The 13696-nt window shown below is 30.4% G+C and carries 11 protein-coding genes and 1 pseudogene; all 12 read right to left on the bottom strand.

The window, feature by feature from the left end:
• Positions 1 to 680: 680 nt before the first annotated feature.
• Positions 681 to 1001 (bottom strand): annotated as a pseudogene (locus KEM09_RS02325) (DUF6266 family protein); the annotation flags it as partial.
• Between the two features lie 399 nt (positions 1002 to 1400).
• Positions 1401 to 2204, bottom strand: a complete 804-nt coding sequence (locus tag KEM09_RS02320; protein ID WP_212224867.1) for a hypothetical protein — start codon at positions 2202 to 2204, stop codon at positions 1401 to 1403.
• A 343-nt stretch (positions 2205 to 2547) separates the two neighbouring features.
• Entirely contained in the window at positions 2548 to 3288 is a 741-nt protein-coding gene (locus tag KEM09_RS02315) for a WecB/TagA/CpsF family glycosyltransferase (protein ID WP_212224865.1), read from the bottom strand.
• Positions 3269 to 4432 carry a glycosyltransferase family 4 protein gene (locus tag KEM09_RS02310; RefSeq protein WP_212224863.1) on the bottom strand — a complete coding sequence of 388 codons (1164 nt, stop codon included), beginning with the start codon at positions 4430 to 4432 and terminating at the stop codon, positions 3269 to 3271. Before KEM09_RS02310 ends, KEM09_RS02315 begins: the two co-directional genes overlap by 20 nt.
• Positions 4410 to 5600: a hypothetical protein gene (locus tag KEM09_RS02305; RefSeq protein WP_212224855.1), complete on the bottom strand. Its 1191-nt coding sequence runs from the start codon at positions 5598 to 5600 to the stop codon at positions 4410 to 4412. The genes KEM09_RS02310 and KEM09_RS02305 overlap by 23 nt, the downstream gene beginning before the upstream one ends.
• A gap of 488 nt (positions 5601 to 6088) precedes the next feature.
• Complete coding sequence (locus KEM09_RS02300) at positions 6089 to 6295, bottom strand: hypothetical protein (protein WP_212224853.1); 207 nt, start codon at positions 6293 to 6295, stop codon at positions 6089 to 6091.
• 783 nt (positions 6296 to 7078) lie between these two features.
• Positions 7079 to 8014, bottom strand: coding sequence for a polysialyltransferase family glycosyltransferase (locus tag KEM09_RS02295; protein WP_212224851.1), 936 nt, complete (start codon positions 8012 to 8014; stop codon positions 7079 to 7081).
• Positions 8015 to 8033: 19 nt separating this feature from the next.
• Positions 8034 to 9197: an acylneuraminate cytidylyltransferase gene (locus KEM09_RS02290; protein WP_212224849.1), complete on the bottom strand. Its 1164-nt coding sequence runs from the start codon at positions 9195 to 9197 to the stop codon at positions 8034 to 8036.
• A 5-nt stretch (positions 9198 to 9202) separates the two neighbouring features.
• Complete coding sequence (locus KEM09_RS02285; protein WP_212224847.1) at positions 9203 to 10066, bottom strand: N-acetylneuraminate synthase family protein; 864 nt, start codon at positions 10064 to 10066, stop codon at positions 9203 to 9205.
• Positions 10067 to 10100: 34 nt separating this feature from the next.
• Positions 10101 to 11321 carry a glycosyltransferase family 4 protein gene (locus tag KEM09_RS02280; RefSeq protein ID WP_212224840.1) on the bottom strand — a complete coding sequence of 407 codons (1221 nt, stop codon included), beginning with the start codon at positions 11319 to 11321 and terminating at the stop codon, positions 10101 to 10103.
• A gap of 154 nt (positions 11322 to 11475) precedes the next feature.
• Positions 11476 to 12351: a sulfotransferase domain-containing protein gene (locus KEM09_RS02275; RefSeq protein WP_212224838.1), complete on the bottom strand. Its 876-nt coding sequence runs from the start codon at positions 12349 to 12351 to the stop codon at positions 11476 to 11478.
• Positions 12352 to 12355: 4 nt separating this feature from the next.
• Positions 12356 to 13681: a flippase gene (locus KEM09_RS02270; protein WP_212224836.1), complete on the bottom strand. Its 1326-nt coding sequence runs from the start codon at positions 13679 to 13681 to the stop codon at positions 12356 to 12358.
• Positions 13682 to 13696 lie beyond the last annotated feature (15 nt).

Below are 13696 nucleotides of genomic sequence, written 5' to 3'. Positions count from 1 at the left end.
AGTGCTAAATCAAAGTATGAATTACTGCAAAACTCGTTCTCGCGAAGAGTGCTAAGGAATTCGCCAAGTACGCCAAGCTTTTTATTTCAACTCTTAAGTTCTTTGCAGCCTTTGCGTCATACTACTCATTTATTAATCAAAGATTGACGCTGATTTTAGCTTCGCTGATTTCCAATTCACAGATTATTTTCCTTTGGAAAAGGTAATAATACCCAGTCGCTCTCCTGTAAAAAAAGCTTTCACAGGAATATTATTGGATTGTTATTTGACTTCTTTTCTTTGCCTGCTCTGCATAAAAAATTCTTTGCGACTTTGCGTGTAACAATCTCATCGCTCTTTTTCTTGTCCACAGATTAACTCAGATGAACACAGATTGTTTTCTGCGGAAGATTGAATATCGTTCAAAAATACTTTTTTAAGGACAAGCTAAACACTCTATATTGTAGCCAAGTACGCTAGGATTATTAAATGACTTTTCATTTTTTTCTCTTTGCGACCTTTGCGTGAATAAAACACTTTGCGGCTTTGCGTGAAAAACTCATCGCTCACTACTCAATACTCACCTCTTAAACCAACCCCAGCCACAGACTATTACTAAAACCCCGCTCTTTATAATCCCGAAACACCAGCCATACATCATACTTTTCATCACCACTACAGTCCAGCTTCCACAAATTGGACTAATCTTTTCTTTCTGCCTCCGAATGCTTATACTCCGCCACATATTGTCCACGAACATTGGCTATAACAAACAAAGTATCTAACGAGTTCTCCTGTCCATCGTCTTTCCATTGCAATGACAGTCCTAAATCTGTTTGTTCAACACTTGCTTCTGATGGCAAGGGTACAGAACCTATACTCACCAGGGCTTTTGAATAGTCCATGTACTGTTCTGGGTATTCGCCACCAATAGCCTTCAACATATTAAAGGACTTAGCAGCCATATACGCCGAACGCCCCAGCGCCTCTTTTTGAAAAGTGATACGCAACACATCTTTATAAGGTCCTAAAAACTATTCACCAACTGCATTTTTTGGCACTGAGCCAATTGCTTAGCTGAGTTTCGATCCCTATAATGTGCAAGCAAAGAACGCATGTAACTTTTCCCATACATCTGGTAGGTCACCACATTCCCAATTCTACCAGATGCCCCCTCGTTAATGTTATTGTATCGTGCCATTCCTATAGATAGTTAGTTATCAGACCAAATACACACCATCAAAAGTTACAGCTAATACATTTATAAGTCTAGTTAAAGTCATTCGAAATCGAATTTAATATGACTTTAGTACGAATTAAATATGACTTTAGTTTGAGTCTAGTTAATTGTTAGTATGGAACAGACACTGACAACGCATATAATTCCAATCCCTCTAAGAATATCTCCCTACTTATCTCTATTATTCTTCATAAAGAAACGTAACTTCTTGCTTATTTCTTAGATACATAGCCAATATTGATAGATAAATTGCGTTTACACCACTATACAGGTATCTTCCTGATAAAGCAACAAGCATGAAATAACATATTACAAATAACCAAGCATATGAATTTGATGATTTATAATTATATAGAATCTTATAGTACAAGTAAATATATACGCCACCTCCTATTAATCCGATGGTTAAGAATAAATCAATAATATCCATTTCAACAAAAAAAGGAAATGGGTTACGATAACCAAACAATACAGAAGAAATCGACATTTGTTCTACGGCATCAGGTATACGTTCTCTAAACAAATCGCTTCTGAGTGATGTAATAACTGATAAAACTCCTTTCTTTTGATATAAGCTCTCCCAGAACGTAAAATTATAAACGCTCAATAATACCACAGTAAGTGCTGAAACAATTAGCAAAACATATTTACGAAGTTCTATAACTGAAACAACAATATAGCTTACCAATAAGAAGTTTTGCAAATAAATTGCTTTAGTTCCAACAAAAAAAGAAGCTCCAAAGACTATAATAAATTTATAAATGTTGACCTCTTTATTATACCATCTATAAAAAATATAAAAATTGGCAATTAAATAAAACAAGGATACGTCATTTATAGACATTCTCGCATAAATTCCACTAAAGCCAAACCTTTCCGAAAACGGATATGACCTAAAGAACTCTATGTCGAATAACATGCCTATAAAAATCAATCCCGAATTTCCAATAAATATCCAATCCAATATAGGAAATACTTTTTTCAAATTTACTTTGCAAATTCTTAGAAAAATGTACACGTAAAATACGAGAAATAATTTATCTAAATGTTTAAGTGCCCAAATATATTCATCGACTATATTATAATACCTTATACTACCTAACAATATTGTAAAAAACGAAAAAATAAGTAGTAATTTCTCCACCTTATATAAACGCCTTCGTTTCTTATAAATAAACCCAAATAAAACTATCTGCCATACCAATTTAGGAATTGTTGACGGACTTAAATACCAGTCATATCCGAAAAAAAAACAAATTCCATTAATAAACTCCAAAAGCACAAAAAGCACTAAGGAAATATTAACAAAATCTGTACTACTCCAATTTCTATTTGTCAAACTTAGCTTTAAACACATCTATGAAAAATTTTGGAGAATATATGAGGTATCGTTTCCATAATCTTTTGGGTTCATTTGCCAATCGAATAAACCACTCTAACCTTAAACTTATCCAAAATTTAGAGGGCCTCTTAACCGTACCAGCATAGAAATCAAATACTGCTCCAATAGAACAAATGACTTTCGCATCCAACTTTTCTTTATTCAACTCTACCCATTTCTCTTGTTTTGGCGCTGTCATTCCAATAAACAAAGCATCTGGTTTAAAATTATTTACCCGATTAATCATATCCTGATTTTCTTCATTTGTAAAAGATGCTTTAAAAGGAGGAGAGAAATAGCTCACCGCAATATTTGGATATTCTGACCTTATTCGTCGTTCTATTTTTAATAACGTTTCATTTGAGGAACCCAAAAAAAAGAATCTCTTTTTTCTCGTATTGCCAAGTTTTAACATATGCTTAAAAATATCCTCTCCTGCAATTTTCTTTATTCTAATCCCATTTAACATTCTAGATGCAATAACAATAGGAAATCCATCAGGCAACAAAATATCTGAATTACATAATGAAGTTTTAAAATCATTATCACCTTTGGCTAAAACGTACGAATAGGCATTAATTGTATTAATAATCATTTTTTCAGCGCTAAATAACCTTTCTTCACAATCTAAGTTACCCTTATAAACAGCGTATGATAATACCTCAACTTCACTTTCCTTTATTTTCATTGATTACCTGTTTATATATTTCAATTTGTTTACTATAATTTACTTCAGAAGAATACGATTCTTTAAAAGTTATATAGGCATTAAGTCCATACTTCCTAAATTGCTCATAATTGTCAAATGCCCAATTTATCTTTTCTGCCATTTCCTCAGATCGTCCTATATTGTAATGCAATCCATTTGAATCATCTTTTATTAGTTCTTTCATCGCGCCTATGTTAGTAGCGATCACTGGAAGTTTATTCGAAAAGGCTTCTAATATAGTCATTGGTAAACCTTCGTACCAAATTGAAGGAAATAATAGAAAAGAAGACTTTCGCATTAACTCTACAACTTCCTTATTACTTTTTCTACCAAGTATTTTAAACTTACTTAGTCCTTTCAATTTATCAATAGCAGGCCCATCACCTACAATCAAAATCAGACCTTTAAGTTTATCATGAATCTCTATTAAACTATTAATACCTTTTTCCTCGCTTATTCTCCCGACAAACAACCCTACATTTTCTCTATTAATCTCTTCAGGGAGATCTTCTTTAATAAGTAAAAAGTTCGGTTTAACCACAAGTTTGTTTTTATCTATTCCCCCCTCTATAAATTTATTCTTAGCAAATTCGGTTAGGCATATAACTTTATTGATCTTATTATTCCATGTATTTATAGCTCTATGTACACCATCCATTAATGCAATTGACAAAGATCCTAAAATAGAGTTTCGATAGCATTTATAGATCATTGCATTAAAATAATTTCCCTTTAAACACTTCTCACAGATTTTACCATCTTGCATTAACAAAGCTCCTGGACAAATAATCCTATAATTATGCAATGTTTGAACAATAGGTATCTTATACTTGTACGCAGCATCGTAAACAGAAGGAGAAACTAACGGAAAAAAGTTATGCACATGTATAACATCATAGCTTGTTTCTGATATCTTTGTTTCTACAATTCGTTTAGTACTAAACGAATATATCGACGAAACAAAAGCTCTTAATTTATCAGTTAATGTAGTAATATTATCATTATTAAACTCAAGCAAATCAACTTCATTCCCATTCTCTCGTAGCATATCCATCTCCATTTTAACAACGGTATCTTCACCTCCGGCTTGTTGATATCTGTTATGGATAAATAGCACTCTCATTTTCCTTAATTATAATGTTAATCTTAATAAAAAACAGGAATAAAAAAAACGCCCAACACTCTGAAAATTCAAAAAAATTATCCAGAATCATATTAATAAAAACATAAATAGAACCTAAACAAATAAAATCTTTCAAAGTACTATTATTTACTTTGTTTGCTATTCTTTTTATTTCCAGATATAACAATCTAAATAAAATCACTGTAAATATAACACCATACTCGCTTAGCAATGCTACAATTGAAGAAAATGGTTGATTTCTTGTTCCATCATTATATTTATCCATACTAATTACAGACATATCCCATATTGGGTGAATCACTTCCTTATGCAGATGTGGCATGGAATTCCCTAGAACTTTTACCAATAAATTTGATGAATCCGCATTTAATAAAAAAGACACACGGCTATTAAAGCCACCGGGTCCTGTACCAAATAAAAATAAACCTAGATTTCCATTGATGTATTCGTCAAAATATGCCATCCAAACTCTTATCTTTCCTGGAATGTATACTGCATCATAATCTACATCACCTAATAAACGAAATAAATAATTAATATTTTCTGCCATATAATCATATACCCCTGAAAAAAAATAAGCGAACATATACAAACCACAAATGCCTCCTAATATTATTCTTATAACGTTCTTAAAACTAATATATTTATAAACTATATAAATAAATATTACACATAGTAACATAAGAAAACCCAATCCATAAAAACATAAAACATGCGAAATCAGAAAGAATATTAAGTATCCAATATCTATTACACTTTTCTTACTCCCATTAAAAATTTTAATCATGTAATACATAACAAAAAAACCATTCAAAATAGCTAAACCATGTTGTGCGACCCCATGTCTACCATATATACCAATAAAAGCATCATCTCTTGGATAATGATTAAATGGATTAAAAACAAACTGAATTATTCCTAAAATGTTGTTTAAGATTAATATTCCAAGAAGAATGGATATTGAAACCTTTTCAACTTTTTTTAGTTGTGTTACATTAATGGTTAAAGGGTTTGATTTAGGCGAACTAAAAATGATTAACAATAATGAGCCTAAATAAATAATTGACAAGCTAATATTGCTCAAATTATTATAACCATTTAAATATCCATACAATACAGATATAGAGCATAATGGTAAAATCCACAAAATATTCGACTTTACTCTAAAAGGAAATATCATATATAACAGAAGAGGTATGAACGGCAATATTATAAGTAGACTTCCTCTTAGCAGGGTTAAAAACAACATCGCCAATATTAAAACTATGATTTTTCTAATTGAAAGTATCAAATTAATAAACTTTTTGCTATTCTTTATATTAGTTACATATATTATAATTCTAACTGAGACACTTCAATGAAGGCAGTTAATAATTACAATTGAAGTTGGTAATCCCTAAAAAACAAATGTACTTTATATTTTTTCCTACTTCCCCTCCATAACAGCTTTAACAGTTGCAACATCCTTTCTATGCATATGATTCACAGTTTGCTTTTTTTATAAAAAAATAACTACCTATCATACACCTGTTATATCTATCTTACAACGCAGGTCATTGAAATATACTTTCCGAAGTGATAATCCTCATCATATATACCATGAAAGAAATAGAATCGATATTGTACTTTAATATTTTATTCTTCATACAAAATTTTAAAGCCCTCAACGCCTACACTTTTTATTGCCCGTCCTGTATTATAATTAAATTGATAATATCCATCTACCCCTCCTGGAAACAGCCCGTAAACCTCAATAATATTGCCAATATTTCCTTTATAACAATTGTCTATTGTATCGTAAATTAGCTCCTTAGAATATATCCTGAATAACTCTGCCTTCATTTTCGTAGGGCTCAAAATGAAGCACATCAACTTTTAAAAAAAATTCTTAAAATACATCCCATTAGGGTTATTAAAAATCAATTGTTTTTTTTACTGAATCTTTAAGAATAAAATTAGTTGCAATTAATTCAACATCATGACTACCTTGAGAATAAAAACGTGCATACCTTTCATTATTCATATCCATATGCATATAATAACCTTCCTTAGCATCTTCTAGGTTAACTGTACGTCATGTGCATTCTTAGAACAATTTATGAATTTAACTTCAGCATACATAGAAATATGTATCCATTTCTGGATGAACTTTCAAACATGCCTCAGGTTGAAGCATTTCTTTCTAAAACAATTGTCTCGATCATTGTATCACTACTACAATCATTTTTCACTACTAGTTAAACATCGTATACACCAGCTTTTTTTTTATAGATGAACTGTATTTGATTCATTTGATGTACTTCCATCTCCAAAATCCCATATCAGCTATTTATATCGACGAGAGCGGTGGAAAAACTTATATATATTACTGTAATTTACGACTTCCTTTGGTCCATTTTCAACATACGTGAAACATGCACTTGCTCGTTCATTTACACATACTTACTGACATTCTTCTTTACATGAAAAAATAAGTATGGCAAACACAAGATAAACTATATCCTATGATTTGCTACATTATTCATTTCAAGATGATTTTAGACTATTAGAACTATCAGTTGTATTCGTTTTAATGAATTAATTACTCTTTCGTATTTGCCTATCATCAATCGATAATTGATGACATTACCGATTTTGAATTAAACTTCTAATATTGTTATAATCAAAAGTATCCTTATTTGTATAATTATACTCTTTAAACTTATGTGGCTTAAGATAGATTAAAGAGGTACTATTTTCATGAATTATAATCAACTCTGAACATTTATCAGAGATCTCACTTAAAAATATTTCAGCAGGAATACTACTATCAACAACTTCATTGAATAGTTTTTTTATTTCAGGTTGTTCTTTAATATGCGGATGCGGCTTTAAAATGCTATAGTGATCAGGGTAATTATCGAGATAAAATTTTACATCATCCCTAATTATCCAAGTAGTTAAATATATGATTATCTTTTTATTACAATAAAAATTAAAGTCAATGTCTTTATAAAACTCTTTAACCTCACTTAAAGATCTTATATGCACATAAAAATCGTTTTCTAATTTAAAAAGCTCTTTCTTTGGATTATTTGTTACGAGTGTTTTAAAAACCTCAGGGTAATACAAATACATTCCTTTGGTAAATCGATTACCTCCAATCCAACTTTTTCCTCCAATTATATTATAAATTACAGTGTGAAGTTTTTTAACAAATGAATTATTTTCCACAACTATTCGATAAGAACCATAACCTTCTTCATATGTGTATAAGCCTATTTGAGGAAGAAAGAGTAAAAACAATGTTAAAATAACCCCATAATCAGAATCAATAAATAGCTTGTTATATTTATTCTTATTTTTTAAAATATAAAAGAGTGCTTTATACCTCGTTTTTATAATTTGAACATTGTTCCACTTTGAAGAAATTGTTTTTATATTGAAACAAAATTTATCCGCATTATAAAATTCATCCAATATGATACAATCTTTTTCAGAATTGTCAGGAATATTAGTTGCATTTACATATTGTATTGGCTTAGATATTATATAAATGCTCCTTTTTTCTACCAACTTCATTAAGATGATCTTTTAAAATTTATTTTAAATTCTCGATTACATAATCGACAGCTTCTCTTACAACTCCTGCTCCACCTGCTTTATTTAGAATTTTTACATTTGGCAGCATTTTAATACGCTTATGAGCATCATTTGGACAAAAGGCTAATCCAACTTGTGACAATAAGTTATAACAGTTAATATCATCTCCTATATATGCAACTTCAGTAAGAGATATTCCTTCTTTATTACAAATCTCAATGGCGGATGATAATTTTCCACCATCTCTTTTACCTTGGAAAAGATAATCAACTTTTAATTTATTAGCTCTTGCTTCAACTAACTTTGTATTTTCAGATGTAATAATCCCAGTCTTAATTCCAGCTTCTCTTAAAAGCTGAAATGCCATTCCATCTCGTGTATTAAACTTCTTCAACTCATCACCATTCTCACTATAATACATTCCTGCATCCGTTAAAACACCATCAACATCACTAAGAAATAATTTTATCTCCAATTTAGACATTTTACTTAACACATGTCTAAACATTAGGCTCTCCATTACAGTCCAATCATCAGGCTCATCAATTTCAAAGGCTGTATATTCAGGCATTTCATAAATACCTATTTTCCCAGATAACCTATTCTTTGATTTTAATATATTACCAACTGTATTAATATAAAAGGCACCATTTTCCATAAGCTCACCTTCAAAATCCTGACGACGAGGGCGCTTTCTATAATCGTAATTTTTAGACGTTCCATCTTCATTCCAAAAAAAACGATAATTTCGAACACAGGTTAATAATGAATCACACTTATTCTCTTTAATTTTTTCGATAGCTTCATAAAAATGTGAGCTTTCAGTTAATGGCGAGGTCGCCTGAACAAGCATAAAAATATCATCACTAGATAAATTACTCTGTCTAATATATTCAAGCATTACACTCTCAGTACTTGATGTATCACTTGCATTTTCGTGAGAGCGATTATAAATGGAAACCTTTGAAAAATTAAAGGCTTTAACTACATCCCTTATCTCGTCAGAATCTGTAGCAACAATGATCTTATCAACTAAACCACATTCCTCGGCTGCTTTTACCGTCCAATATATTAAGGGTTTACCACAAAATAATTTTATATTCTTTTGTGGAATTGATTTACTACCACCTCTTACAGGTATAAATGCGATATTTGATCTCATCAATGTTACTTTTTATACTTTAGCTTATCTCGCTGAACTTTTTCAATATCTAAAATATCTTGTTCTTTATAGTTCAGTGCTTTATTTACTGCTTTTAGATTTCTTACCAGTCTCCTAACTCCTTCCGGCTCAAGAGAAGCAGCATGATCTGTTCCTTTCCATGTTCTATCAAGGGTATAATGTCGTTCTATCCATGTTGCGCCTAAGGTATAGGCAGCAATATCAACAGCAATACCTAAGTGGTGACCGGAAAAACCAATTTCTTTCACTCTATTACCATATTCTTCTTTTAACCTGGTTATTTCAAGCAAACAAACATCTTCGAATGGAACCGGATAACCAGACGTACAATTATAAAGTACCAAATCTTTATTACGTCCTTTACGTTCAAAAAATGAGACTAAATCTTCTATTTCTTGTTTAGAAGTCATTCCTGTTGAAGCATGAATCTCTCCATTGTAATTTTCACATAACCATCCTAACATTTCATAGTTATTATTACATGCGGATGGTATTTTTATCAACTCAGGCTTAAGTGAAGCTATTTCTTTTGCTGATGTTAAATCCCATGTGGAAGTAGAATAGATGATATCTAAACTCTCACAATATTCCTTTAAAATCTTATTTTGCTCCAAATCTAACTCTAAAAACTCTCTATGCTCTCCGTATGTATCTCCATATGCGTTTGCCGGATTCGGGTGTGGTGCATTATACTGGTCTTCTGTCAATAATTCTTTATTGCTTCTTTTTTGAAATTTAACAACATCTGCATTACAAAATATTTTTGCTACTCGAATTAATTCTTTTGCAATTTCAATATCTCCCTTATGGTTACAACCTATTTCGGCAATTACTTTTGCAGCTTTCATATAGTTATATTTTATCTGATTAAAGAATACTGTCTTATTGATATAATTCGTTATAATTTTTGATCATCTGTTCTGCTCCAAATTTCAAAGAATATTGCTTTATAAAAGCAGCATCCCATTTTTTATTAATAGCAGATAATATTACATTTTTAAGCCCTTCATTTGATCGATCATCTGTTATTTCCATAGCATTTGGATTATATAAATCTTCTATAGCATCTAAATCAGAAAAGGTAATAGAAGGTAACCCAAAAACAAATCCTTCGATAAAGGTGAGTCCAAAAGCTTCATTTTTACTTGTTGATATTATAAAATCACTTTGAGCATAATAACTTTTAATTTTATCGGTTGATAAAGCTCCAATGTATTTAACACTATTTGTTAGGTTATTTGAATGACAAAAATCTGTAACTTTTTTTAATTCCGAAGGTTGTGCATCCCCGACAAAGAGAACAAAAATCTTATCTAAGTCATTTTTATTCATAATAGATAACGATTGAAGTATCTGTAATTGATTTTTCCTATCACAAACCGTGCCTATGCTTAATAATATTTTTCTATTCTTATCTATTTTAAATTTGTTCCGAATATCAAAACTGTAATTTCTATTTGAAACCTTAAAATCTGTTCCATTTAATATTGTATGTATATTCTCAGGATTTAGATGCCCATAATCATTAAGTAATCTTTTAGCTTGTTTCGAGCTAACACATGTTATCGTTAGACGATTAATGTTTGGAGTTGAAAACAAATCCTTCTGATTCAACATGAGATCATTATATTCTCTTAGCATCGAACTCTTACCAATATATATATGCAAAGTTAAAAAGCATTTTATCTCTTTTTGAATCAAATAACGTATTACTTTATTATGCAAGCGTGTTATATCATGAATATGAACGATATTTGGTTTTAAATTATCAACATATTTAGTGATGAAATTATACTGTAGTTCATCTAAAAAATCATTTTTGAGCTCTTTTAATCTTCCTCTATTATTTCCAAGTGAGCTAACAATTCTTTTTATAAGCTTTAAATTAATTGTTGATAACAATCTTAATTTGGAATTCCTTAAAATTCTTAACTCATTATTCTTAAAATTTCCTTTTACAAATGAGCTGATCCAAAAATACTTTTCTGCGGTTAACTTAGGGTTATAATAAATATCTCCAAGTATCTTCTTCAATCCAGTAATATTCTTGGAGTCATGAAGATCATAACTTCTAATTGTATTCGCAATTACTAATATTTTCATTTTAAAATCGAAGTATGTTTTGCTATCAAATTAATTATTTGATAATTTTAAAAATCTATATTAAATTCACCCCACCCCTCTTCTGGAATTAATATTAAATGTTTTTCATTACCTCGCTTTGATACTTATTATGAAACAATACCAAGACTTCTTTTTAACCGAGATTAAAATCATTTAGATTAATATCTTCTTCTTTCAGCTTCTTTTCAATGTTTTTAACATCCTGATCATTGAAATATTCCTTCCATTCGCCTATTTTACCACTTCTCACAAAAGAACCTTTATATTTACTACTGCCAGCTACAATAGCTTCACCTCGCTTAGATTCCATTTCTTTAATTTTCTTTTTTGAAGCATTATTCATTGCAAAGTCCATTGCATTTGCATCATATTCGATTTCGAAAAATCGTATTAATTTTTCGAATACTTCTTTAGGTCGTACAATTAAGTTTTCATAAGACTCTATATAAACTCGATCAGCATATCTCTTTTGGAGTAATTTTTGACTCCTATAAACCTTGGTAAAATCACCTAATTTTTCATCAATAATTTCACGTGGATGGGTTATCTTAATTCCCCTATTGATATAATGAAAGAAATAAATAGAAATTAAATAATCCAAAGGATTTCTGTATAAAGAAAAGTTTTTATACCATAAATCTCCATTTATAAATTTGTGACTATGCACAATTTGTCTACTACTAGGCTCCTTTAATAAGGACTTAAGGTTATTAAATGTTTCTCCTAAATTACGTTTCATAATATTAGACTCCGAACTATGAAAGAAATAGTCAGATTGCATTTTATCAAAATCTACCCACTCTTTATCTCCCTTAATGTAACTCAGATAATTTGCGAGAAATAATAAAGTATAAGTAGTTCCTGATTTCATTAATGTATATATCCAATAGGAATTATTCGACATGGCGATTAGACAATTATCTTCCAACAAGGCTCGTCTTAACCTATATTCTGGAAAAAATTTGTCTATTAAGGTTTGTTTAAGAATTTGTCTGCTTTTATTCATCATATGATTAACTCTTCAAAAATGGTAATGTTAACACTCCTACATACTTTTTGGCATAAATAACTTTAACAATATTTATACCTGCCTCTGTAATTGCAGTTGATAAAGCTGCTCCAACAGCTCCGTAATTACTAATTAGAAAATAATTCATAACTACATTTAACAACACAAAAAACAATGATATTTTACTATGAACCTTCTCATATCCACACATTATTAACAATAATCCCGATGCACCTGTACTTATATTAACAAATTGTCCAATACACAAAATTATTAAAATGTTAAATGCCTCATCAAATTCATCACCCCATAATTGTAAAATATACTTCCCTAAAAAAACAAATATAAAAACAAATAAAATCGCAATGAATATTAACCCTGATGTTACCCTTTGAACGAGTATGTTCAACTCATTTATTTTTCCCTCAGCATACAAAGATGCTAACTTTGGAGATATCGAAGAATTTGTTAGCTGCAAAAAAAAGCTTGTAAGTAAAGCTAAAGTCGCAGCAACACTATATAATCCCACCTGCTTTGCATCAGACAACCAACCTAACATTACTATATCTGCATTGGCAGCAATAATAATACTAGTACTGACTAATAACATTGGTAAGGCCATCTTTAGCATGGGCTTTAGCACCAGAGTTCTTCTGTCTTTCTGATAACCTCTTATTTTTTTCCAATAAAAAAAAATAGAAAAAGAAACAACTAAACGACCAATTGCATACGCCATTGCAACATTCTCTACATTAATGTCAAATTGTGAGTAATGGATTATTAGAAGTATCGCACCTACGACCCATATACTCAACGTATTTTCAACTAAATTACTCTGCCATATCTTCTTATATCCAATTAAACCTGAAGCAAATACCCTAGAATAAGTTTGTGGAATAATCATAACAAAAGCAAGAATCAAAGGAATCCTTAATTGCGATTCATTGAACACGTATCCAACAAGTAGCGGTACTAAAAGCAACCCTAATACAGCTATCACTAATGCTACAAATCCATTAAATTTTGTTGCTGAGTATATATAATTCGCAATTGAATTAAAGTCTCTTTTTTCACGGTTTATTGAAATATATTTAACTAATACATTATTCATTCCAAAAATGGTAAATACCAGAAGTAAGGACCCTACCCGATTTGCCAAATTCACAACACCTAAACCTTCTGCACCAAGGGTTCTACCTAGATACACACTAACCAATAAACTGACAATCATACCTAACACCTTCACAATCAAGGACGCTGATGACTTACGAATAACTTCAATAGTATGAATATCAAGTTTACTGACTATTGTATTATATATCTTTATCATTCTTATGAGGCCAAC

Origin of the sequence: Carboxylicivirga mesophila, assembly GCF_018271975.1 — a bacterium.
GTDB classification, from domain to species: domain Bacteria; phylum Bacteroidota; class Bacteroidia; order Bacteroidales; family Marinilabiliaceae; genus Carboxylicivirga; species Carboxylicivirga mesophila.
The sequence above is the reverse complement of the archived record's forward strand: the minus strand, read 5'-3'. Positions and strand labels throughout refer to the sequence as shown.

Coding starts and splice junctions, on each gene's coding strand:
- KEM09_RS02315 (WP_212224865.1), bottom strand. CDS start 3,288: ATGAAAATAAAGGAAAGTGAAGTTGAGGTATTATCATACGCTGTTTAT.
- KEM09_RS02310 (WP_212224863.1), bottom strand. CDS start 4,432: ATGAGAGTGCTATTTATCCATAACAGATATCAACAAGCCGGAGGTGAA.
- KEM09_RS02300 (WP_212224853.1), bottom strand. CDS start 6,295: ATGAAGGCAGAGTTATTCAGGATATATTCTAAGGAGCTAATTTACGAT.
- KEM09_RS02295 (WP_212224851.1), bottom strand. CDS start 8,014: ATGAAGTTGGTAGAAAAAAGGAGCATTTATATAATATCTAAGCCAATA.
- KEM09_RS02290 (WP_212224849.1), bottom strand. CDS start 9,197: ATGAGATCAAATATCGCATTTATACCTGTAAGAGGTGGTAGTAAATCA.
- KEM09_RS02285 (WP_212224847.1), bottom strand. CDS start 10,066: ATGAAAGCTGCAAAAGTAATTGCCGAAATAGGTTGTAACCATAAGGGA.
- KEM09_RS02280 (WP_212224840.1), bottom strand. CDS start 11,321: ATGAAAATATTAGTAATTGCGAATACAATTAGAAGTTATGATCTTCAT.
- KEM09_RS02275 (WP_212224838.1), bottom strand. CDS start 12,351: ATGATGAATAAAAGCAGACAAATTCTTAAACAAACCTTAATAGACAAA.
- KEM09_RS02270 (WP_212224836.1), bottom strand. CDS start 13,681: ATGATAAAGATATATAATACAATAGTCAGTAAACTTGATATTCATACT.